A 20,658-nucleotide genomic window follows, 5' to 3' on the forward strand; every position below is an offset into this window, starting at 1 on the left:
TTTACGCGATGAAAAAAATAGCCGCTAACACGAAGTGATAACGGCAATGTAATCTACATATATTTTTGCCAATAACAAGAAAAGAAAAACCTTTTCCTACATTTATATCATAAAATGATGAATGACTCAACAAATGAAAACGCTGTTATATTAGTTATTACGTTTTGCGATCAAATCACAAATAGATAGTAAATATTCATCTTGTAATTGCAAGGAGCTAATAGAATCTTTTGCTTTTGCAATTTTTTCCTCTAAAATAGATTTTGCTCTATCTACAGTAAATAACGTCGTATATGTACTCTTTTCATTAGAAACATCACTACCAATCGGTTTTCCAATCTCTTCTTCGATGCCTTCTACATCCAAAATATCATCTCTAATTTGGAAAGCTAGACCGATATATTTCGCAAATGCAAGTAACTTCTCTTCCTGCTCTTCTGTAGCATCAGAAAGTATCGCTCCTGCAAGTACAGCAAACTCAAGCAGTTTACCTGTTTTATGCTTATGGATGTACTCTAATTCATTAATTGTAAGTCGTTTTCCTTCAGCTTCCATATCTGCCACTTGTCCAGCAACCATTCCTTCAGGTCCTGCTGCTTTCGCAAGCTCAAGTACAAGTCTTACTTTCTTTTCAGCAGAGATTTCTTTATGCTCATATGCCATAATGACTTGAAAAGCATATGTTAACAAACCATCTCCTGCTAAAACTGCCATTGCTTCACCAAATACTTTATGATTTGTAGGCTTTCCTCGTCTTAGATCATCATCATCCATACAAGGTAAATCATCATGAATTAACGAATATGTATGAATCATTTCAAGGGCACAAGCTGCACCCACTCCAAGATTTTTTTCTTTCCCAAACGCTTGTAACGTTGCAAATAAAAGTAACGGGCGGAGACGTTTCCCACCCGCTTCCAAAGAATATGCCATCGCTTCACGAAGCACATTTGGACATTGTAATTCATTTGCATAGCTTACAAGCTTTTCTTCTACGAAAGTTTTACTCTCTTTCAAAAAAGCATCAAAAGCTATATGTGTCACTATGCTTCATCTCCTAAAGCAGTAAACGGTTTAAGCTCTCCATCTTCCCCAAGGATAACTGCCATTTGTTCTTGTACATCTTTCAATTTCTCATCACAAAGCTTAGATAATTCCATGCCTTCTTTAAAATAAGAAATCGCTTCCTCTAAAGGTACATCACCTTGTTCAAGCTTAGAAACGAGGTGCTCAAGCTGCGAAATCGCTTCTTCAAAGCTTAACTTATTTTCCATTATTCAATTCACGCTCCTCTATGCTTGATACGCTACAATCTAGTATTCCATCTTGTAATTGAACTGAAACAGCATCTCCAAGGCTAACATCTTTCACGCTTTTTAATACTTGTTTCTCTTCATCGTATACAAGCCCATACCCTCTCATCATTACTTTAAGCGGGCTTAATACCTCAAGCTTTTGAGCCGCTCTCACAAATACGAACTCCTTCGTTTGAAGTAATGTTTGCATTTCACGTTGCAACTGCTTTTGCAACGTTTCAATTGCCGTTTTCGTTTGTATAATTTTTTGAGATGGGTGGTGCTTTTCTAAATAAAATGAAAGTTGCTTTAATTGATTTACTTTTTTATCTATATAACGCTCTTTCGCTAAAACAAGTTGTTCAAGAGCCCTGTCTAACTGCTCTTCTTTTTGTTCATACACTTGCCTTGGATAACGGAACGCATAAGATTTTTGTAACACTTGCAGTTTTTCTTCTTTTTTATGTACTCTCTCTCTCATTGCTCTTTGCAATCTCAGAGTTCTTTGTAATACCTTTTCTTGTAACTCTATAATATTAGGTACCGCCAGCTCAGCTGCTGCAGTCGGTGTTGGTGCACGTAAATCCGCGACAAAATCTGCGATTGTAAAATCTGTTTCATGGCCTACAGCCGAAATAATCGGAATCTCACTTGTAAAAATTGCTCTTGCAACTACTTCCTCATTAAAGGCCCATAATTCTTCAATAGAGCCTCCACCACGTCCAACAATTAAAACGTCAATATCTCCCATTTCATTCGCTGTACGAATCGCTTGTACAATCGAGGGAGCTGCTGACTCCCCTTGTACAAGTACTGGAAACACAATAACATTCCCAATTGGGTAACGACGTTTAATCGTTGTAATAATATCACGAATTGCTGCTCCTGTTGGCGACGTGATTACACCTATTGTTTTAGCATACGGAGGAATTATTTTTTTATAAACTTGAGAAAACAACCCCTCTTCCTCTAAACGAACTTTTAACTGCTCATAAGCTAAATGCAAGTTTCCAATTCCATCAGGCTGCATGTCTTGAATATAAATTTGATAAGAACCACTCGCCTCGTAAACAGAAATCTTTCCTTTTACAAGTACTTTCATTCCATTTTCCGGTCTGAATTTAATGTTACGATTATGACCCGCAAACATAACCGCTGCAATTCTTGCATTTTCATCTTTCAATGTAAAATACATATGACCACGACTATGATATTTAAAGTTGGAAATTTCTCCTTTTAACCAAACAGACTGCAAATGCGGATCATACTCTATTTTTGTTTTAATATAGCGTGTTAATGCTGTAACGGTTAAATATTGTTTCTCCATTGCTCTCTCCTCATAGCCGATTCAACTTATTTACAAACAACACCTGCACGCTTTGCGGACTCAACAGTGTTGTGAAGAAGCATTGTAATAGTCATTGGACCGACTCCTTTTGGTACAGGTGTAATGTATCCTGCAACGTCTAATACATTGTCAAAATCAACATCACCACAAAGTTTGCCTGTTTCTAAACGGTTAACACCAACATCAATTACAACTGCACCTTCTTTAATATAATCAGCTGTTACCATTTTCGCTCTTCCAACAGCTACGATTAAAATATCAGCTAACTTCGATAATTCTTTTATATTTTGCGTCTTTGAATGACAATATGTGACAGTTGCATTTTCATTTAAAAACAGTTGTCCCACCGGTTTACCAACAATATTACTTCTTCCGATTACAACAACATGTTTTCCAGAAATATCAAGATTTGTTTCTTTTACTAATTCCACAATACCGTGCGGTGTACATGGAAGGAATGTATCTTGTCCCGTCATCATACGTCCAACGCTGATTGGGTGAAATCCATCTACATCCTTTTCAGGTGAAATTCTTTCAATGATAGCTTTTTCTTCAATATGTTTTGGTAAAGGTAATTGTACTAATATGCCATTAATACGGTCGTCTCCATTTAAGCGATCGATTTCAGCAAGCAAACGCTCCTCAGTAATCGTTTCAGGAAGTTCAATTAGCTCTGAATAAATTCCTACTTGCTCACAGCCCTTTTCTTTTCCTTTTACATAAGAACGCGATGCTGGGTCTTCTCCAACTAAAATAACTGCTAATCCTGGTACAATCCCTTGCTCTTTTAACTTCACAACTTCTTCTTTCAATTGTGCTCGTTTTTTCTCCGCAACTTCATTTCCTTTGATGATTACTGCTACCATTTTAAGATTCCCCCTTAAAGAAATTACAGTGTATCTTTTATATTAGATAAAACGCCGTTAATAAAACGACGAGATTCCTCATCCCCAAATGTTTTTGCAATTTCAATCGCTTCGTTAATTGTTACATTGTGTGGAATTTCTTCCATGTATTTCATTTCATACACAGCTACACGTAAAATACTGCGATCAACAATACTAATACGCTCAAGCTTCCACTTCTTTAAATTTTGACGAATTGCTGCGTCAATCTCTTCTTTGTTGTCTACAAATCCTACAACAAGTGATTCTAGAAACTCATTTGTTTCTTCACCTTCATCTAGCGTATTTTCCACCGCTACTTTCGGTTCTAATTCACCTGTAATATCCATTTGGTATAATGCTTGCATAGCTCTTTCTCTAGCCGTCCTACGTTTCATTGTAACTCTCCTTTATACTTCAAGTCTTTCCTTATGCTTTGTTATATTATTATAATTTATAAGCCGTCAATTCACTTACTCTTGTAGTTTTCATTGATTTTCCAACCTTATAATACAATGATAATAACACAATTTATCGTTTCACACACGGGGTACAAGGCTGAAAAATAATAAAAAGATTAACTTCAAGTTCCATATCTTATCACAATGTACGTTTTTTGGAAAAATGAAACATTCTCTTTTATGTTTCTTATTTTTTGAAATAGTATAATAATTTAGAGGTTTTTAATTTGTGAAGAAATGAAACGATAAAAAAGGCACCTATGTTACTAGGCACCTTTTTCACTCTTACACTGGTTCGATTTCTGTTTTTTGTGTTTCGAATGTTACGCCAACGATGTGAACATTCACTTCTTTTGGCTCAAGTCCTGTCATTGTAAAGAGTGCCTGGCGTATATTGTCTTGAATTTTTTGTGCAACAACTGGAATTGCTACACCAAAATACATAACAACATAAAGGTCAACAATAATATCTTCGTTTGCTAGCTCAACCTTTACACCTTTACCGTGATTTTTCTTACCTAACTTCTCAACAACATCTGTAGCAAAATTACCACGCATTGCCGCTACACCTTCTACTTCAGCAGCTGCAATACCTGCAATTACTTCGATTACTTCTGGTGCAATTTCTACTTTTCCAAGAGTTGTATCTTGACCCATATCTAACATATGTTCAGCCATGAAAAAAACCTCCTTTAATGTATCACTGCGTCACAAGTTCATGCTCTTCCAAAAATTTCGTGTTAAACTCACCTTTTACAAAATCAGGATGATCTAGCAATTGCAAATGGAACGGGATTGTTGTATGTACGCCTTCAATGACAAACTCACTGAGTGCTCGCTTCATTTTTGCAATTGCCTCTTCACGTGTTTTTCCGTGAACAATTAATTTAGCAACCATCGAATCATAGAAAGGTGGAATTGAATATCCCGGATATACAGCTGAATCGACGCGAATACCAAATCCGCCTGGTGGCAAGTACATTTCTACTTTACCTGGAGATGGCATAAATTTTTTGGCAGGGTTTTCCGCATTAATTCGACATTCAATTGCCCAGCCATTAAATTGTACTTCTTCTTGCTGTAACGATAACTTTTCTCCAGAAGCAACACGAATTTGTTCTTTAATTAAATCCATCCCTGTTACCATTTCTGTAACTGGATGCTCAACTTGAATTCTCGTATTCATCTCCATGAAATAAAAGCTTTTCGTTTTATATTCATAAATAAACTCAACCGTACCAGCACCTGTATAATCAACCGCTACCGCTGCTTTAACTGCTGCGTCACCCATTTGCTGACGAATATTTTCATCAAGTGCAGGTGATGGACTTTCTTCTAATAGTTTTTGCAAACGGCGCTGAATTGTACAATCACGCTCTCCCAAATGAATGGCATTTCCATGTGTATCTGCCATTATTTGAATCTCAACATGGCGGAAATCTTCAACGTACTTTTCTAAGTATACACCAGGGTTCCCAAAAGCGGTACTAGCTTCTTGCTGTGTAATTTGAATTCCTTTTACAAGCTCTTCTTCATGGCGAGCAACACGAATACCTTTTCCGCCGCCACCTGCAGTCGCTTTAATAATAACTGGATATCCAATTTGATTAGCAAGCTCGATCGCTTCTTCGGTATTTTTAATAATCCCTTGTGAACCTGGTACAATCGGAACCCCTGCTTCTTTCATTGTATCACGTGCAACGTCTTTTGTGCCCATCTTTGAAATAGCTTCTGGGCTTGGACCGATAAAAATCAAGTTACACTCACGGCACAATTCTGCAAAATCCGCATTCTCTGCTAAAAATCCATATCCCGGATGAATTGCATCACAACCTGTTAATTTCGCAACACTAATAATGTTCGTCAAATTTAAATAGCTTTCTTTCGAAATCGTTGGTCCAACACAATACGCTTCATCTGCAATTTGCACATGAAGTGACTCTTTGTCTGCTTCTGAATAAATTGCAACTGTTTCAATATCCATTTCTTTACAAGCTCGAACAATTCGTACAGCAATTTCCCCACGATTGGCTATTAATACTTTTTTTATCATCACAAAGACTCCCTTATTACGCTTTTACAAGAAATAGCGGTTGTCCATACTCAACAAGCTGTCCGTTATTAACAAGAATTTCAACAATTTCGCCCTCTACATCTGCGTCAATTTCGTTAAATAATTTCATAGCTTCAACAATACATACGATAGAATCTTTCGATACTTTGTCCCCAACACTTACATATTGAGGTGTATCAGGCGAAGAAGAGGAATAAAATGTTCCTACCATCGGTGATGTGATTTTATGTAGGTTTTCATTTTGAACAGCTGTCTTCTCTTCTTGTTTTGGCACTTCTACTTGTGCTGCCGCTACTGTTGTTTCTACTTCAACAGGTGCTGCTGGTTGCATGACTTGTTTCGTTACGGGCGCTTGCACAGTAACTACTTCATTACCACGTTTTTTCATTTTAATTGTTGTACCGTCTTTTTTGTATTCAAATTCATCAATATTAGAGCTATCAATTAATTTAATTAATTCACGAACTTCTTGAATTTTAAACATGTAAAATCCACTCCCATACTCTTGTTTGTCCCGTTTTTACAGATTCTCATCACTAAAACTAGATTGACTGTAAAAATACGATGTATTCTATTAGAAAATTTATTTCATTTACTAATAGAAATATTTACTATTCCCATCTTACGATAAATTTTTTAAACATTCCAATTTATATTTCTTTGTAATAAATCGAAACTCCTGTAAAAATATTATTCCACTAAAAAATTATTACCTAGTAATAATACCAAGTTTCACACAAAATTGGCAAGACCACTTCCTAAAAAAACATTTTTCACTTTTTCAAAACTTCACATTGTAAACACGTAATTCCCTAACCACTCTTCTTTTTTCTAAGATAAAAAACATATTTTTACCAAATATTATTTTTTTGTTTACGTGCCGTTCATTCTTCCTTCATATAAGAATAGTATGTTCAAAGTGTATAAAATTTATTGTAGTGAGGTGTGGACATATGATATGGCTCATTCTATTCTTACCTGCCGTAGTGATTTGGGCATTGGTCCTCTTCATCCACGTCAAATCTGGAAAAAGTAATCACCATTATCATGAACCATTAATCTTTTACTCACAGCGTATTTCCCCGTTTCCAATTGAAAAGACTAAATACAACAACAAAGATGAAATAGAAAAAAGCTATCGAAATCGATAGCTTTTTTCTATTATTCTTTTATCTCATTTGAAACAGCAACACCTATTATAATTTCAATTTATTTTACTGATGGGTCAAATTTCACACCTACATCTTTTGAACCACCTTCACTTCTTACAAGCTGAATAATTTTATTCGCTTCTTTTTGTGAATGCTTTGCCGCTTTAACTGTCACTCTAATGTCAGTTCCATCAGCTCTTACAAGAGCGTCTTTATATCCACCTTGAGACTTAATCACTGTTTCAAGTAATTCTTGCTTCGTTTCCATTGTAGTGATTGCATCTAGATTATCTTTCGCTTTACTCTTTTCTTCTGCTGAAGATTTTGATGAATTCATTACACCTTGTAATTTTTCTTTCTCTGCACTACGCTGATCTTCCATTTGCATACGTAAAGCTGTGAAATTCTCATCGCTTGATTGAACTGATACGTTAGCATCCTTTTTACTTGTCTCTTTTTTAGCATTCTCTTTTTTGTCTGTTTCTTTATTTGTAGTTTCCTTACTTGTATTTTCTTTTGTTGTTTCTTTATTTGTAGTTTCTTTCGTTGTTTCTTTTGTGACTGCTTTGTCAGCACCTTGTTTTTCTTGTCCCATCTTTTCACCCACTGTTGGTGCTGCAGTATTTTTATTCTCAGGAGTTGTCACGTAATAAACAGATAGTACAACAACTAAACTTAACATCGTTAATAGCCAAACTGTTTGTTTTTTTAACACTTTATTTCCTCCCTATCAATTTTTCGGTGATACTGAAACGCGATGAGCTGGCACATCTAACAATCGCGTCACAGCCTCTTTTACCATTGCTTTTATTTGTATATTATCCACTCCCTTTGCTACGACAAGAACACCTCGTACTTTCGGTTTCTCTGTTCGTAAAACAATTGGAGTTTCTTTATCCCCTTCACGTATAATGACTGTTTTTTCATCAAGAGACTCGTCCTCTACTTCTCTTTTCCCACCTGTTTTATCAGTTTCACCTGTTGTTTGTGAACGCTTTACTGTATTTTTCTCTAGTATTTTTTCTTCAGATGAATCTAAGTTTACTTTAATCGTTACATCTTTTACTCCCGCTATCTCTTCTAAAGAAGCTTTCAATTCTTGCTCATACGCTTTTTCATATTTTTCTACATTTGACATATTATCGTTATTTTTTTGTCCGAAAGTTGCTACGTCCTTTTCTTGGTTTTGAGTTTTTTGTTCTTTAAACACAGGTACTTCTTCTTTTCCTGAAAAGAACTTACTAGAAAACATAAGCAAAATCCCAAGTATAAGTAGGACAAGTAAAAACTTAGGTGTTACCTTTTTTCCCTTCTCATTACTTTCTTTTTCATCCCCATTTAATAAGTTGCGGAAAAATGAGAACTTCGAATTTTTATCTTTATTGTCCATTTACTCTACCTGTCCTCCCTTCCATTTGAACTTGGATTTGTTTATCCTCTAGTTGCCACCTGCTTGAAAAGAAACCTTTCATTTCTACATTCGTTTCTTCTATTTTTTTTGGAGGTTCTTTCGTATTAATTTCAACTGGCTTTACTGTTTCAATTGCATCATTTTTACTACGTTCTTTTTCTTTCAACGTCACAACAACAGATTGAATATCTTTCGCTGACTTTACTTCCCCTGCATGTTTCACTGCGACTATTTGTATTTCAGAGACTGTCATACCATACTTTTTCTCAAACTCTTTTCCTACGTCTTTTTTCATTTTGGTAGCCATCTCTTCTAAACTATATGCACGTGTTAGAGCTTGTATTTCTTTTTTCTTCGAATCTATCGAATTTTTTACCGATCCATCTGCTACGTACTTTTCTTCATTGAAATTTGCGATAACTTCATTTACATCTGTTTGTAACAACTTAAATAGAGGCGTTAAAATTAATACAACTAACAATAGACTTACAACGAATTTAACGTACTTTTGTAAATTTGAATTCGGAAGAATAAGATGAAGCATTGTCGCTAAGAGTAAAAAAACGATAATATTTCTAATCCACTCTGTAACAAATTGCATACTCTTCACCTCCTATCGCATCATGAGCGTAATGTTCCCCGCAGCAATAATAATCGTGATACTTAAAAAGAACATAAACGACACGATAGCTAAACAAGCAAATACGTAAATGATACTTCGTCCGATAATATCTAAACATTGAATAATTGCGCCTCCGCCAACTGGTTGCAATACTGCCGCTGCGAATTTATAAATAAATGCGATACAAAATATTTGAATCGCTGGAAAAGCGACAATTAAGCACAGAATGACGAGCCCGATAATCCCGACTGTGTTTTTTAATAATCCAGATGCACTAATAACGGTATCCGCTGCCTCAGTAAACATCCTTCCTACTACAGGAATGAAGTTTCCTGTTACAAATTTAGCAGTTTTCACAGCTATGCCATCAGCAACGGCTGAAGCGGTTCCTTGTACAGATAATACCCCTAAAAAAACCGTCAAAAAGATACCCATAATCCCAACACTAACGTTTTGCAAAAGCTTGGACAATTTCGTAACTTTATATTGATCACTCATCGTACTTACAATACTTAATATAGTTGCAAGTAATAAAAGTGGTAGAACAATATAATTCATAAGAAGACCACTCGTGTTCATTAAGAAAATGATGATTGGATGAAAAAACGCTACAGACACGACACCGCCACCGGTTGCAATGAGTGCAAGTAAAATTGGTAATAATGCTAGTATGAAATCTACCATTGTTTGTATCGTCTCTCTTGCATATGTCATAACAACATAAAAACTATTTAAAGCGAAAATAATAAGTACCATGTATACGACTGCATCCGCAATTTTACTTACACTACTCTTTGAAAAAGAAGATTGTAGTGATTGCAACAATGCACTGAAAATCGTAAGCATAATGAGCGTTCCAAGTAACTTTCCATTTGCAACAAGCTCGTGAAATAAATATTTTAATAGACCTATCATCCACTCTTTTATGGAGAACTCTTTTTCTCCCTTTACAAACTCCATAAAGCTTCCTTTTTGACTCTCTGGTAAATAGCCTCCGTACTTTGTAACAAGCCCGTCCCAAAATTGCTTCACATCTTCAATTCCGAGCTTATCCAATTGTTGATCAACGACGTTTGTTTCTATAGGAGAAGCTTGTACAACAATCGGTAAAGAAAAGAAAAGGAAGCAAGCAAATAGCAGCTTAGCTCCGAACTTCCTCAACATTCACTCCCCCTTATCCCGTAGGTAAAAATCCGAGAATTGTTTCAATTACAACCGTCAAAATGGGAATTGCCATAACGAGAATCAAAATTTTTCCAGCTAATTCAATTTTCGAGGCGATTGCACCTTGACCAGCATCTTTTGTAATTTGTGCACCAAACTCAGCGATATAAGCAATCCCTATAATTTTCAATAATGTTTCTACATATACGTTGCTAACCTTTGCTTCACTCGCCACTCTCTCAATCATTTGCAAGATAGAATGAATTTGATCGATTAAGAGAAGAAACATTACGCTACCAACGAACACAATAAATAACGATGTAATACTAGATTTATGCTGATTTAAAACAGCGGCTAAAAACGTAGCAACGAGGCCTAATCCGACAATTTGTATAATTTCGATTCGAACCGCCTCCTTTACTGGAAGAGAAAGACACTTTTAATCTTGTCGAACAGAGTATTAATTAAAAATGCAACATGAAATAAAATAACGACAAAACCGACAAGGATAACCCAATTTGCAATATCCTCTCGCTTTAATTCTTTTAGTACGGTATGAATGAAAGCTAAAACAATGCCGATTCCGGCGATTTGAAATATTAATCCAACATCAATGGACATCGCCTTTCTCCCCCCTATAGCAGTAAAATTACGATAAGTAGCCCTGCTAGCACTCCTAAACTCTTTATCATTTTTTCGTATTGTAGTTGTAAAGCTTTTGCTTCTCCTTCTTCTCTCTCCAAATGTGTAATACATAACCGAATATGTTTTTGTTGTGATTCACGATCATGTTGTCCAAGTGTTTCACCAAATTGTTGCAGTATTTCATACTCGGTTTGTTTAAACGCCGTTAATGTCCAGTTCTCTTTCAAACTATCGATCCAAGCCTCTCTAACTGTTTGTTCTCCGTTCTCTAGACGCCTCGCAAAGCTTTGAAATATCCAATTTAATGGCTTCGGCATTTGTTTAACCAATCGCTCAGCCGCTTCAGATAAAGGCGTGTGCCCATACATAATTTCCGCTTCTAATGATTGCAATGCCGCTTTCAATAATCTAAGTTGCCGCGGTCTCTCGCTGTATCGTTTAGCGTATGAAAATCCGAAAAAGGTACTGACCGCAACTATTAATACCGCACCAAATATTTTCACCATACGCCTTGAGCCTTTCTATGAGGTAATACTGGTTTTCCATCTCTGTCTTTCACTTGCATAACCGTTCCTGGTCCTCTCGCTTTTGACAATTCTACAAACCTATCAAATACACCAAGTTCCAGCACCGCCTGTAACGATGGACGTTTCACAACATCATCATAAGAAAATCCGTGTGCACTTATAAAAAGCTGAACGCCAGCATGCACCGCCTCCATAATCGCTTCACTATCTTCTTTACGTCCAATTTCATCTACAATTAATATGTCTGGACTCATAGAACGAATCATCATCATCATTCCTTCAGCTTTTGGACAAGCATCTAATACATCTACTCGCGTGCCAAAGTCATATTGCGGGATCCCTTTCACACAGCCCGCAATTTCTGATCGTTCATCCACAATTCCCACTTTACATGAAGGAATTTTCGAAGCACTCACACCTTGACTCATACAGCGTGCTACATCTCTTAAAAGTGTTGTTTTCCCCGTTTGCGGTGGACCAATTACCATCGTGTTTAACCATCGTGATTCATAAAGATATGGCAGGAGCGGCTCAGCAATCCCTATTTTTTGACGGGCAATACGAATATTAAAAGAAGAGACATCCCTAATCATTTTCACCGCACTTTTTTCTGTAATGACTTTTCCGGCTAGGCCAATTCTATGTCCTCCTCGTAGTGTCACATATCCACGTTTCAATTCCTCTTCCATCGTATAAATCGAAAATTGACTTAATTTATTCAATAAGTAGAGTGCATCTTCCGCTGTAGCGATATAGTCATAAAAAAACACTTCTCCATGTGCGATACACTCTAGCGGCCTTCCAATTCGAACGCGAATTTCTTCTAGAGCATCGTATTGCTTACAACCTTCAACTAACTGTTTCATCGTTTTCGGTAATACCTCTAATACTTCTTTCATAAGCTTCTCCCCACTATACTCGACTTACTATTTCAACAACGCGATAAAAATGCAGCCAATTCCAAGCGCTAGAAAAAAGAGTTTCAGGAAAGAAATTTCACTTGCTACACTCGCTATGCCAATTGTCATTGTTAAAATCAATACGGTCGGTCCAACAAACGCCAACATACCATTTATAAACAATGCTTTCTTCGCATCATTCACATAAAGCATAAGCAAAGCGGCGAATATTTCCGCGCTACCTGAAAACAACCGAAGTAATCCCATCACAAGCACGGATGTTTCCATTGCCGCTAGCCACTGTTTCATTCTCTCACCTTCTCCCATAACGGTTACTAGTTCCTTATTCTAAAAAAGAATATATTTGTACAACCATATGCAGAGGTTGTCTATTTCAGAAGTAAAAACATAATTTTCCTATTCCGATCTTATTAGAATCTGAATATTCTTATTTTTTATGATATATTTAATAGAAAAGGAGTATGGACGATGCAGCACGTTACTTTATTACCACTCGATTTTCGCTATGCAAATGTGATTTTCGAGCTATCAAGCAATCCACATGTAAAAAATGCATTAGGGATACAGGTAGAAAAAATCGAAGACACGAAGGCGTTTCTTCTTTTCGCAATAGAAGAAGAACGCCAAAAGAAGTCTTTATCCAGAATGATTGTAAATGAAAAAAATGAAATAATTGGCCTCACCACACTTAAACATATTAATTATGAGAAGAAGCAATCTCATATTGGTAGTTGGATTGGCTATCCATACTGGGGAAAAGGCTATAATGAGGCCGCTAAAAAAGAAATCTTCAAAGTCGCTTTCCTAGACTTACAACTCACATACGTATTCGCGGGTGCTAAAACGACTAACATTCGCTCTTTAAAGGCGCAAGAGAAACTACCTTATATTTCATTGCATGTGGAAAACAAGTTTCCCGGCGAACACGCTGCACTTGAGAAAGAAGTAAAGTCACCTTGCTCACTACATGTCGTATCACGCAAGAATTTTTTAAATTGGCTGGACGTACAAAATGAGGGGGGAAAACATGAAGGTATTGAAAATTAGTTTAACAATTGTAGTAGAATTAGCTATTATTTATCTTTTTTCAAAGATGGTCTCTTGGTCATTTATGGAGAGTTTTTTCCTTGGCAGCTTAGCAATATTTGCAATTACGTGGTTAATTATTATGAGTAACCATAGAAATAACATTACAGATCACGCAGTAAGTAAGACATTAACTGGTGTTGAAACTGGTGAAATAAAACCATTCCAAATCGTTTTCACTCCATATATCGCGGGTACTCTTTCTCTTGTCTTAGTTAGTTTTGTTATAACTGCCATTTACTATCTACCCTACTTTCTATAAAAAAAGCACTCGTGATAATCACGAGTGCTTTTCTACTATGCACGAGAAACGTATTTACCTTCACCAGTGTTGATGATAAGCATTTCGCCTTCGTTAATGAAGATTGGTACTTGTACAACAAGACCAGTTTCTAATGTAGCTGGTTTTGTTACGTTAGAAGCTGTGTCACCTTTAATACCAGGTTCTGTCTCTGACACTTTTAATTCAACAGTATTCGGAAGTTCAACACCAAGTACTTCATCTTGGTATGTCATAATAGATACTTCCATGTTTTCTTTTAGGAATTTTAATTCGCGCTCAATTTGGTTTTCACCAAGTTCGATTTGCTCATAAGTTCCGTTATCCATAAATACGTGAGACTCACCACTCGCGTATAAGTATTGCATACGACGGTTTTCGATGTGTGCTTTTTCTACTTTTTCACCTGCACGGAATGTTTTCTCTTGAACAGATCCTGTGCGAAGGTTACGTAGTTTAGAGCGAACGAATGCAGCACCTTTACCTGGCTTTACGTGTTGGAAATCCATTACTTGCCAAAGGGCATTGTCCACTGAGATTGTTAAACCTGTACGAAAATCGTTTACTGAAATCATGTAAAAAAATCCTCCTGTGTATTACAAAATAATAAGTTCTTTTGGTGATTTCGTTATTACTTCATTACCTTCACTTGTTACAATGATATCATCTTCAATACGTACCCCGCCAACACCTGGAATATAAATACCTGGTTCTACTGTTACAGCCATACCTGGTTCAAGTAATGTATCAGAACGGAACGCTAAACCTGGTGCTTCATGGATTTCAAGACCGATTCCATGACCAGTAGAGTGTCCGAAGTATTCACCATATCCTTTTTCCGTTATGTAATCACGCGTTAATGCATCAGCTTCACGGCCCGTTAAACCAGCTTTAATACCGTTCACACCACGTAGTTGTGCTTCTAAAACGATATTATAAATTTCTTTTAATTTATCAGACGGTTCACCGACTGCAATCGTACGAGTAATATCAGAGCAATATCCTTTGTAATAAGCGCCGAAGTCTAATGTAACGAAATCTCCTTTTTCTATCACTTTTTCAGATGCCACGCCGTGCGGTAATGCCGAACGAAGACCTGAAGCAACGATAATATCAAACGAAGAAGATGTCGCTCCTTGTTTTCTCATGAAAAATTCAAGTTCATTTGACACTTCAATTTCAGATACTCCCGGGCGAATGAATGATAGAATATGCTCAAAGGCAGCATCTGCAATCTGTGCAGCTTCCTTTAATATCTTAATCTCTGAATCAGTCTTTATCAAGCGTAACTTTTCTACAAGCCCAGAAGTTGGGATAAATTCAGCTTCGATCGCTTCATTATGCGTTACGTAAGAGCTATATGTAAGAGTATCTTGTTCAAATCCTAGTTTTTGAATTCCTAGTTCTTTAACTTGTTTCGCAACTTCATCAAGAATTAATCCTGCATGCTGTACAATTTCATATCCAACCGCTTGCTTACTAGCTTGCTCTACGTAACGGAAATCTGTAATAAATAGAGCACGTTCTTTTGAAATTAGTACAACACCAGCTGTTCCTGTGAAATTCGCCATATATCTACGGCTATGTTCATTCGTTAATACGATACCGTCAATACCAGCCTCATCAAAAGCACTTCTTAATCTCTCGATCTTTCCCATTACTTTATGCCTCCCTCAATTTCTCCATTAATGCAAATAACGCTAGCTTATAGCCATAAAAACCAAATCCAACAATTTGTCCTGCACAAACAGCCGCCGTCACAGATTCGTGACGGAACGATTCACGCTGGTGAATGTTAGAAATATGTACTTCAATAACCGGAATCGAAACACTTGCGATAGCATCCCGAATCGCATAGCTATAATGCGTAAATGCACCTGGATTTAGAATGATTCCTTCATATATGTCATCAGCCTCATGAATAATATCAATAATAGCTCCTTCATGATTCGATTGAAAACATTCTAACTCCACTCCCATTTTCTCTGCTTCTTGTTTCATATCTGTTTCAAGCGTCGCTAACGTTCCTTCTCCATATACATTTACCTCTCTGACACCAAGGCGATTTAGGTTAGGACCATTTACGAGGAGTAACTTTTTCATTTTCTTAAAACTCCTTAATATTAAAGAATGTCTATACGACATTTTAACATACGAATCACTTATTTGAATAGTTTGTCTTCTCGAGCCCTTCTCCTCTATTTGTATTGTTCGCTTCGAATGCAACAGAGTATGAAATAAAGACACCATATAATATAAAGATACATGCTGTTGTTACAATTGTTCCTTTCGGTAAATGAAGTGCACTTTTTATAACTGGTGCCATTATCCCCATTCCCAAAAATAATAATGCCCACCAAAATAAACCGTATAGTATACCAGGTAGTACGCCTTCAAACTTTTTAAAAAGAGCTTTATAGAGCAAGGCCACTAAAATTGAAAGAAGTCCCATACAAACGATGCCTAGCATATTTCCCCAAACCCCTTCTTTCCAATCTCCAAACGCAAACGGTAAAAGGAAATAATTAGGTCCAGCTTCTGTAAACGAGAATATATGAAGGAAATACCATATACTTCCCCAAAACAAGCCTCCAAATAAACCAATTTGTACAAAGTTCCTTATCGTTGATTGTTCTTGATTCACATTGACACCTCCGCTCAATAGTATGCCCGAAACTATTTTGAAGCATGTTTAAATTCTGCGAAATTTGTCTATAAAAAGAATAAGAAATGTCCTACTCTCGTAACATTTCCCCTTGTCATCTGCTTGTATTTGTCGATAAAATAAAGGAAACTCGGTGATTGTCTCATTTCAAAATGGCAGGACCAAGTATGACAATTACCTCTTTTTCTACATAAGAGAGAAACAAATACAGGTTGGTGTTAACATGGCAGAAGAGTCAAAACAAATATATGGCGGGCAAGCAGTCATAGAAGGAGTTATGTTTGGCGGTAGAGAATATACTGTTACAGCGGTTCGTCGTAAAGATAAATCGATTGAATTTTATCGATTACCACGCGTTCGTAATAAAGCATTATCTATCCTAAAGAAGATTCCATTTATACGAGGTATTGCCGCTATCGTGGACGCAAGTGCGAATGGAGCGAAGCATTTAAACTTTGCTTCAGAACGATTTGATGTCCACCCAGAAGAAGATGAACAAATTGCAAATAAAAAAGAAGAACAATCAAAATTAACGATGATATTAGGAGTTGCAGCAGTTGGCGTTTTATCGTTCATATTCGGTAAAGTAATTTTCACAGCAGTTCCTGCACTATTAGCTGAACTAACGAGACCGATTTTCCCATCTCATACAGGGCAAATCATTGTCGAAAGTGTCATTAAGCTCATGTTATTATTGAGCTATATATACTTTATTTCTTTAACCCCACTTATTAAGAGGGTGTTTCAGTACCACGGTGCAGAGCATAAAGTAATTAATGCTTATGAGAATAATCTTCCACTAACTGTAGACAATGTTCAAAAGCAAACTCGCCTCCATTATCGCTGTGGCAGTAGCTTTATAATATTTACAGTTATTATTGGAATGTTTGTTTATTTCCTAGTTCCTACAGATCCACTTTGGGCAAGGGTAGTAAACCGAATTTTATTAATTCCAGTTGTTCTCGGCATTTCTTTTGAAGTATTACAATTTACCAATCGATTACGAGATGTCCCTGTTTTGCGAGTACTTGGATATCCAGGATTATGGCTGCAACTATTAACAACGAAAGAACCAACAGATGATCAAGCGGAAGTTGCAATCGCATCGTTTGAAGAATTATTACGTTTAGAAAACAAACAATAATTATTTAAAAATGGTGTTCAACTCCTTTCCTCATCGTTAATATACTAATTTTAATATATGTTTTTAGGAGGTGTCCCTTATGAACGGTCGTTCGTTTACATTCGCTATATTTGTGCTTATTATCGGATTAGCAATATTCGGCCTTGTTTCATCTGTTATTACAGATCCAATGGGAATATTGAAAAACATTGGTATCATGTTAGCTGTCGTCGGTATCTTTTACTTACTCTACAAAATGTTTACAAACTCTAGTGGTTCTGCAAATTCGCAAAGCTCATATAAGCGTGCAGCGAAACAATCGAACCGCAAACACGGGAAACAAAATGTAGCACCCCTAAGTAATTCTTTCTTGAAACGAAATGCTTCTGATGACAAGGGGAAAAAGGGTAATTCTCCATCGTTGAAAAGAAAAAGAAAACAATCTCATTTAACTGTCATTGAAGGTAAAAAAAACAAAAAGAAAGACCGTGCTTCCTTTTAGGAAATACGGTCTTTTTTTATCTCAATTAGTATGGGCAAATAATCAGTGGGGATGAGAAAAGCCCCGATTAATTAAAGTTTCACTTTATATATTGAAGTACTTCTTTCAAACTTTTTTCTTTCATACTTTCGATACGAAGGTGATGGTTTTCAAATTGTAGATTTCTTGTCACATCATTAGGTACGACGACACATTTTAATCCTGCTGCAATTGCTGCTTTCAATCCATTTAATGAATCTTCAAATACAACAGCTTCCGATGGTTCAACTCCTAATTCTTCTATCGCAACTTTATAAAGAGCGGGATCTGGTTTTACCTTCACGACATCTTCTCTCGTTTTAATCACTTCAAAATACTCTCTAATCTGTAGCTCTTCTAAAAAACGAACGACCCACTCTCTAGATGAACTGGAGGCTAATGCGATTTTTAATCCAACTTCTTTCGCTTCTTCTAAATATTCTTTTACACCGTCACGTGCTTTCGGTATTTTCATTTTTTCTTTATGTAAAGTTGTTACTTTTTCCTTTAATGTACGCTCATTAAACTTTTCTTTTAATTGCTCTTTTAAATATGCATAAAGCACTTCATCTGTCGTTCCAATACATTTTGCAAATTCCTCTAAAGGTAACTCGCCGCCGTATTCACGAACAGCATCTCTAAAAGAGTGAAACCATATTGTTTCTGTGTCCACAATTAATCCATCAAAATCAAAAATAATCGCTTTCATTATTCTCCCGTCCTTTTCGATTGAAATAAAAAAGGAAACGCCATACGTTCCCCTTAATTACTTTTCTCTTCATTTGCTTTTTGAACACCACGAAGTGTTTCTACTCGAACTTCATCTTGTTCAAAGTATTGTACTAAATCACCGATACGGTCAATTGATTCCCAACTTAAATGATGTTCAATTCCTTCTACATCATTATAAATTTTGCTTTCATCCACACCGATAATGCGCATAAACTGTTCTAACAATTCATGACGATATACGAGACGTTCTCCGATTTTTTTACCTTTTGATGTTAATACAAGCCCTCTATATTTTTCATAAATTAGATATTCGTCCTTGTCTAATTTTTGTACCATTTTTGTTACAGAGGATGGATGTACACTAAGCGCTTCAGCAATATCAGATACACGGGCATAACCCTTTTCATCAATCAACAAATAAATTTGTTCAATATAATCTTCCATACTAGGGGTAGGCATCGGTTTCCTCCATCCAATTTCATTTTGCTTATTCCGTACGAAGCAATCAATAAAATGATACACCAGAAAGAATAACGTGACAAGGTGGAAACGAGCCTAAATATATAAAACAAAAAAAGAATCCATATTCGCATACAGATTCCCCTTATGTAAAATATTGAATTTCTGCATCGGGAAAATACTCATATATATAACCTCGTATTGTTTCTTCTAATACTTCCACATCATCCTTTTGATATACATATTTTCCAATACCGTATCGTCCCCATTTATATTTCCGCTTCTCTTCATCCATTTCAAGTTTCGTATTTGGATAACGCTCTTGAATGACCTTTTTTGCCGGTTTCGTAAAGCGATGTTGAATTAATTCGAACGTTAAATTTGGTATCGTCATATCTTTTAACGCATTGTACAACCGTTCAAACAATTCACGGTACCCTTCTTCCCACCCTTCATGCATATAAATTGGCGCAACAATAAAACCAAGAGGGTAATTAGCCCCCGCCACTTTACGTGCAGCCTCAATTCGTTCTTCAAATGGCGATGTCCCTGGTTCAAAATTTTTAATCACATAACGTGAATTAATACTAAATCGAAAACGCGTTTTCCCATTATGCCTTGCATCTAATAAATGATCAACGTGCGAATATTTTGTAACGAAACGTAAACGTCCATGTTCACTGTCTCCGATAAACTCTATCGCCCGCTTTAATGCATGTGTTAAATGATCAATTCCGACGATGTCTGATGTACACGCCGCTTCAAATCTTGTTATTTCAGGGGCCCTTTCATCCATATATTGCTTTGCCTTCTCAAATATTTCATCTAGATTCACATACACCCTTACGTAAGGTTTACTACCAAGTGTCGTTTGCAAATAACAATAATGACAATGTCCCATACACCCTGTTGCAAGCGGGATTGCATATTCAGCTGACGGCTTTGATGTATCAAACTTTAATGTCTTCCTCACCCCAACGACTAGTGTCGCTTTTGCATTACGATACTTTTGCAATTCATTTTCGCCTGGCAAATTTCTAATTTGATTGTGTGATGTCGTTTCACGAATTTCTAATCCCATCTTCGTAAACTTCTCATAAAGCTCTTTTCCAAGCGGATATTCGAGTTCCCTCGGTTCAAAGTAAACGAGTTTTGGCATAAATGGTTTCATATGCTTCCCTCCTCTCGTTAGTATGGGAAACAAAGTAAAATTAACACAGATTAAAGTTTTCCACTTCAGTAACTTGCGTTGCAAGTTACTGAATGTTATAATTTGGATACCAGCTACCTT

At 36.4% G+C, this 20,658-nt stretch carries 29 protein-coding genes; 5 read left to right on the top strand and 24 right to left on the bottom strand.

Features of this window, described 5'->3' with window-relative positions:
• Positions 1-150 precede the first annotated feature (150 nt).
• The 8 genes from ispA to accB all read right to left on the bottom strand — a co-directional run bounded on the left by ispA (position 151) and on the right by accB (position 6,546).
• Complete coding sequence (ispA, locus tag ACP6L7_RS17755; protein WP_097830733.1) at positions 151-1,044, bottom strand: (2E,6E)-farnesyl diphosphate synthase; 894 nt, start codon at positions 1,042-1,044, stop codon at positions 151-153.
• Positions 1,044-1,274 (bottom strand): exodeoxyribonuclease VII small subunit, encoded by a 231-nt coding sequence (gene xseB / locus ACP6L7_RS17760; protein ID WP_000428422.1) that lies wholly within the window; start codon positions 1,272-1,274, stop codon positions 1,044-1,046. The genes ispA and xseB overlap by 1 nt, the downstream gene beginning before the upstream one ends.
• Positions 1,264-2,622, bottom strand: coding sequence for an exodeoxyribonuclease VII large subunit (xseA, locus tag ACP6L7_RS17765; RefSeq protein ID WP_097830732.1), 1,359 nt, complete (start codon positions 2,620-2,622; stop codon positions 1,264-1,266). Before xseA ends, xseB begins: the two co-directional genes overlap by 11 nt.
• Positions 2,623-2,648: 26 nt before the next feature.
• Positions 2,649-3,509 (bottom strand): bifunctional methylenetetrahydrofolate dehydrogenase/methenyltetrahydrofolate cyclohydrolase FolD, encoded by an 861-nt coding sequence (folD, locus tag ACP6L7_RS17770; RefSeq protein ID WP_071718655.1) that lies wholly within the window; start codon positions 3,507-3,509, stop codon positions 2,649-2,651.
• 23 nt (positions 3,510-3,532) lie between these two features.
• Positions 3,533-3,925 carry a N utilization substance protein NusB gene (nusB, locus tag ACP6L7_RS17775; protein ID WP_000830246.1) on the bottom strand — a complete coding sequence of 131 codons (393 nt, stop codon included), beginning with the start codon at positions 3,923-3,925 and terminating at the stop codon, positions 3,533-3,535.
• A gap of 348 nt (positions 3,926-4,273) precedes the next feature.
• A complete protein-coding gene (locus ACP6L7_RS17780; protein WP_000807630.1) occupies positions 4,274-4,666 on the bottom strand; it encodes an Asp23/Gls24 family envelope stress response protein in 393 nt (130 codons plus the stop codon).
• Between the two features lie 22 nt (positions 4,667-4,688).
• Positions 4,689-6,041, bottom strand: a complete 1,353-nt coding sequence (gene accC / locus ACP6L7_RS17785) for an acetyl-CoA carboxylase biotin carboxylase subunit (RefSeq protein WP_071747080.1) — start codon at positions 6,039-6,041, stop codon at positions 4,689-4,691.
• A 16-nt stretch (positions 6,042-6,057) separates the two neighbouring features.
• Entirely contained in the window at positions 6,058-6,546 is a 489-nt protein-coding gene (accB, locus tag ACP6L7_RS17790; RefSeq protein ID WP_000472877.1) for an acetyl-CoA carboxylase biotin carboxyl carrier protein, read from the bottom strand.
• Between the two features lie 469 nt (positions 6,547-7,015).
• Between accB and ACP6L7_RS17795 the strand changes: the two genes are divergently transcribed.
• A complete protein-coding gene (locus ACP6L7_RS17795; RefSeq protein ID WP_002094415.1) occupies positions 7,016-7,213 on the top strand; it encodes a hypothetical protein in 198 nt (65 codons plus the stop codon).
• 58 nt (positions 7,214-7,271) lie between these two features.
• Here the strand turns inward: ACP6L7_RS17795 and ACP6L7_RS17800 are convergent, their stop codons facing one another.
• Genes ACP6L7_RS17800 through ACP6L7_RS17840 form a run of 9 tightly spaced genes read right to left on the bottom strand, consistent with a single transcriptional unit; the run spans position 7,272 to position 12,790 of the window.
• Entirely contained in the window at positions 7,272-7,928 is a 657-nt protein-coding gene (locus ACP6L7_RS17800; protein WP_097830731.1) for a SpoIIIAH-like family protein, read from the bottom strand.
• A 15-nt stretch (positions 7,929-7,943) separates the two neighbouring features.
• Positions 7,944-8,603, bottom strand: coding sequence for a stage III sporulation protein AG (spoIIIAG, locus tag ACP6L7_RS17805; protein ID WP_097830730.1), 660 nt, complete (start codon positions 8,601-8,603; stop codon positions 7,944-7,946).
• Positions 8,593-9,225, bottom strand: a complete 633-nt coding sequence (spoIIIAF, locus tag ACP6L7_RS17810) for a stage III sporulation protein AF (protein ID WP_097830729.1) — start codon at positions 9,223-9,225, stop codon at positions 8,593-8,595. The genes spoIIIAG and spoIIIAF overlap by 11 nt, the downstream gene beginning before the upstream one ends.
• A 12-nt stretch (positions 9,226-9,237) precedes the next feature.
• The gene (spoIIIAE, locus tag ACP6L7_RS17815) at positions 9,238-10,410 is read right to left on the bottom strand and encodes a stage III sporulation protein AE (RefSeq protein ID WP_071747085.1); all 1,173 of its coding nucleotides are present in this window, start codon (positions 10,408-10,410) and stop codon (positions 9,238-9,240) included.
• A gap of 10 nt (positions 10,411-10,420) precedes the next feature.
• Positions 10,421-10,804, bottom strand: a complete 384-nt coding sequence (gene spoIIIAD / locus ACP6L7_RS17820) for a stage III sporulation protein AD (RefSeq protein ID WP_079998460.1) — start codon at positions 10,802-10,804, stop codon at positions 10,421-10,423.
• A gap of 23 nt (positions 10,805-10,827) precedes the next feature.
• Positions 10,828-11,031, bottom strand: coding sequence for a stage III sporulation protein AC (gene spoIIIAC, locus ACP6L7_RS17825; protein WP_000020914.1), 204 nt, complete (start codon positions 11,029-11,031; stop codon positions 10,828-10,830).
• Between the two features lie 14 nt (positions 11,032-11,045).
• A complete protein-coding gene (gene spoIIIAB / locus ACP6L7_RS17830; RefSeq protein WP_002122444.1) occupies positions 11,046-11,561 on the bottom strand; it encodes a stage III sporulation protein SpoIIIAB in 516 nt (171 codons plus the stop codon).
• Positions 11,555-12,481, bottom strand: coding sequence for a stage III sporulation protein AA (gene spoIIIAA, locus ACP6L7_RS17835; protein ID WP_097830728.1), 927 nt, complete (start codon positions 12,479-12,481; stop codon positions 11,555-11,557). The genes spoIIIAB and spoIIIAA overlap by 7 nt, the downstream gene beginning before the upstream one ends.
• Before the next feature lie 27 nt (positions 12,482-12,508).
• Positions 12,509-12,790: a YqhV family protein gene (locus tag ACP6L7_RS17840; protein ID WP_000816054.1), complete on the bottom strand. Its 282-nt coding sequence runs from the start codon at positions 12,788-12,790 to the stop codon at positions 12,509-12,511.
• A 180-nt stretch (positions 12,791-12,970) separates the two neighbouring features.
• Between ACP6L7_RS17840 and ACP6L7_RS17845 the strand changes: the two genes are divergently transcribed.
• Both ACP6L7_RS17845 and ACP6L7_RS17850 read left to right on the top strand, forming a co-directional pair.
• Positions 12,971-13,549: a GNAT family N-acetyltransferase gene (locus ACP6L7_RS17845; protein ID WP_097830727.1), complete on the top strand. Its 579-nt coding sequence runs from the start codon at positions 12,971-12,973 to the stop codon at positions 13,547-13,549.
• On the top strand, positions 13,530-13,850 hold the full coding sequence (locus ACP6L7_RS17850; RefSeq protein WP_097830726.1) for a hypothetical protein: 321 nt from the start codon (positions 13,530-13,532) through the stop codon (positions 13,848-13,850). Before ACP6L7_RS17845 ends, ACP6L7_RS17850 begins: the two co-directional genes overlap by 20 nt.
• Positions 13,851-13,885: 35 nt before the next feature.
• On the opposite strand, the gene efp is transcribed toward ACP6L7_RS17850, so the two are convergent.
• Genes efp through ACP6L7_RS17870 form a run of 4 tightly spaced genes read right to left on the bottom strand, consistent with a single transcriptional unit; the run spans position 13,886 to position 16,512 of the window.
• A complete protein-coding gene (gene efp, locus ACP6L7_RS17855) occupies positions 13,886-14,443 on the bottom strand; it encodes an elongation factor P (RefSeq protein WP_000626521.1) in 558 nt (185 codons plus the stop codon).
• A gap of 21 nt (positions 14,444-14,464) precedes the next feature.
• Complete coding sequence (gene pepQ / locus ACP6L7_RS17860; protein WP_097830725.1) at positions 14,465-15,526, bottom strand: Xaa-Pro dipeptidase; 1,062 nt, start codon at positions 15,524-15,526, stop codon at positions 14,465-14,467.
• Positions 15,527-15,530: 4 nt separating this feature from the next.
• Positions 15,531-15,971 carry a type II 3-dehydroquinate dehydratase gene (gene aroQ / locus ACP6L7_RS17865; RefSeq protein WP_000735138.1) on the bottom strand — a complete coding sequence of 147 codons (441 nt, stop codon included), beginning with the start codon at positions 15,969-15,971 and terminating at the stop codon, positions 15,531-15,533.
• A gap of 55 nt (positions 15,972-16,026) precedes the next feature.
• Positions 16,027-16,512 (bottom strand): YqhR family membrane protein, encoded by a 486-nt coding sequence (locus ACP6L7_RS17870; RefSeq protein WP_128853427.1) that lies wholly within the window; start codon positions 16,510-16,512, stop codon positions 16,027-16,029.
• Between the two features lie 244 nt (positions 16,513-16,756).
• Here ACP6L7_RS17870 and ACP6L7_RS17875 point away from each other — a divergent pair, with 244 nt between their 5' ends.
• The gene (locus tag ACP6L7_RS17875) at positions 16,757-17,677 is read left to right on the top strand and encodes a DUF1385 domain-containing protein (protein WP_097830723.1); all 921 of its coding nucleotides are present in this window, start codon (positions 16,757-16,759) and stop codon (positions 17,675-17,677) included.
• A gap of 79 nt (positions 17,678-17,756) precedes the next feature.
• Complete coding sequence (locus ACP6L7_RS17880) at positions 17,757-18,158, top strand: SA1362 family protein (protein WP_097830722.1); 402 nt, start codon at positions 17,757-17,759, stop codon at positions 18,156-18,158.
• 79 nt (positions 18,159-18,237) lie between these two features.
• On the opposite strand, the gene ACP6L7_RS17885 is transcribed toward ACP6L7_RS17880, so the two are convergent.
• The 3 genes from ACP6L7_RS17885 to splB all read right to left on the bottom strand — a co-directional run bounded on the left by ACP6L7_RS17885 (position 18,238) and on the right by splB (position 20,538).
• Positions 18,238-18,885 carry an HAD family hydrolase gene (locus ACP6L7_RS17885; protein ID WP_141533238.1) on the bottom strand — a complete coding sequence of 216 codons (648 nt, stop codon included), beginning with the start codon at positions 18,883-18,885 and terminating at the stop codon, positions 18,238-18,240.
• Positions 18,886-18,938: 53 nt separating this feature from the next.
• Positions 18,939-19,367, bottom strand: a complete 429-nt coding sequence (gene mntR / locus ACP6L7_RS17890) for a transcriptional regulator MntR (RefSeq protein WP_001143080.1) — start codon at positions 19,365-19,367, stop codon at positions 18,939-18,941.
• 145 nt (positions 19,368-19,512) lie between these two features.
• Positions 19,513-20,538 carry a spore photoproduct lyase gene (splB, locus tag ACP6L7_RS17895; RefSeq protein WP_097830720.1) on the bottom strand — a complete coding sequence of 342 codons (1,026 nt, stop codon included), beginning with the start codon at positions 20,536-20,538 and terminating at the stop codon, positions 19,513-19,515.
• Positions 20,539-20,658 lie beyond the last annotated feature (120 nt).

Origin of the sequence: Bacillus silvicola (assembly GCF_050524305.1) — a bacterium.
Taxonomy (GTDB): domain Bacteria; phylum Bacillota; class Bacilli; order Bacillales; family Bacillaceae_G; genus Bacillus_A; species Bacillus_A cereus_AT.

Coding starts and splice junctions, on each gene's coding strand:
- xseB (WP_000428422.1), bottom strand. CDS start 1,274: ATGGAAAATAAGTTAAGCTTTGAAGAAGCGATTTCGCAGCTTGAGCAC.
- xseA (WP_097830732.1), bottom strand. CDS start 2,622: ATGGAGAAACAATATTTAACCGTTACAGCATTAACACGCTATATTAAA.
- folD (WP_071718655.1), bottom strand. CDS start 3,509: ATGGTAGCAGTAATCATCAAAGGAAATGAAGTTGCGGAGAAAAAACGA.
- nusB (WP_000830246.1), bottom strand. CDS start 3,925: ATGAAACGTAGGACGGCTAGAGAAAGAGCTATGCAAGCATTATACCAA.
- ACP6L7_RS17780 (WP_000807630.1), bottom strand. CDS start 4,666: ATGGCTGAACATATGTTAGATATGGGTCAAGATACAACTCTTGGAAAA.
- accC (WP_071747080.1), bottom strand. CDS start 6,041: ATGATAAAAAAAGTATTAATAGCCAATCGTGGGGAAATTGCTGTACGA.
- accB (WP_000472877.1), bottom strand. CDS start 6,546: ATGTTTAAAATTCAAGAAGTTCGTGAATTAATTAAATTAATTGATAGC.
- ACP6L7_RS17795 (WP_002094415.1), top strand. CDS start 7,016: ATGATATGGCTCATTCTATTCTTACCTGCCGTAGTGATTTGGGCATTG.
- spoIIIAG (WP_097830730.1), bottom strand. CDS start 8,603: ATGGACAATAAAGATAAAAATTCGAAGTTCTCATTTTTCCGCAACTTA.
- spoIIIAF (WP_097830729.1), bottom strand. CDS start 9,225: ATGCAATTTGTTACAGAGTGGATTAGAAATATTATCGTTTTTTTACTC.
- spoIIIAE (WP_071747085.1), bottom strand. CDS start 10,410: ATGTTGAGGAAGTTCGGAGCTAAGCTGCTATTTGCTTGCTTCCTTTTC.
- spoIIIAC (WP_000020914.1), bottom strand. CDS start 11,031: ATGTCCATTGATGTTGGATTAATATTTCAAATCGCCGGAATCGGCATT.
- spoIIIAB (WP_002122444.1), bottom strand. CDS start 11,561: ATGGTGAAAATATTTGGTGCGGTATTAATAGTTGCGGTCAGTACCTTT.
- spoIIIAA (WP_097830728.1), bottom strand. CDS start 12,481: ATGAAAGAAGTATTAGAGGTATTACCGAAAACGATGAAACAGTTAGTT.
- ACP6L7_RS17840 (WP_000816054.1), bottom strand. CDS start 12,790: ATGAAACAGTGGCTAGCGGCAATGGAAACATCCGTGCTTGTGATGGGA.
- ACP6L7_RS17845 (WP_097830727.1), top strand. CDS start 12,971: ATGCAGCACGTTACTTTATTACCACTCGATTTTCGCTATGCAAATGTG.
- ACP6L7_RS17850 (WP_097830726.1), top strand. CDS start 13,530: ATGAAGGTATTGAAAATTAGTTTAACAATTGTAGTAGAATTAGCTATT.
- efp (WP_000626521.1), bottom strand. CDS start 14,443: ATGATTTCAGTAAACGATTTTCGTACAGGTTTAACAATCTCAGTGGAC.
- pepQ (WP_097830725.1), bottom strand. CDS start 15,526: ATGGGAAAGATCGAGAGATTAAGAAGTGCTTTTGATGAGGCTGGTATT.
- aroQ (WP_000735138.1), bottom strand. CDS start 15,971: ATGAAAAAGTTACTCCTCGTAAATGGTCCTAACCTAAATCGCCTTGGT.
- ACP6L7_RS17875 (WP_097830723.1), top strand. CDS start 16,757: ATGGCAGAAGAGTCAAAACAAATATATGGCGGGCAAGCAGTCATAGAA.
- ACP6L7_RS17880 (WP_097830722.1), top strand. CDS start 17,757: ATGAACGGTCGTTCGTTTACATTCGCTATATTTGTGCTTATTATCGGA.
- ACP6L7_RS17885 (WP_141533238.1), bottom strand. CDS start 18,885: ATGAAAGCGATTATTTTTGATTTTGATGGATTAATTGTGGACACAGAA.
- mntR (WP_001143080.1), bottom strand. CDS start 19,367: ATGCCTACCCCTAGTATGGAAGATTATATTGAACAAATTTATTTGTTG.
- splB (WP_097830720.1), bottom strand. CDS start 20,538: ATGAAACCATTTATGCCAAAACTCGTTTACTTTGAACCGAGGGAACTC.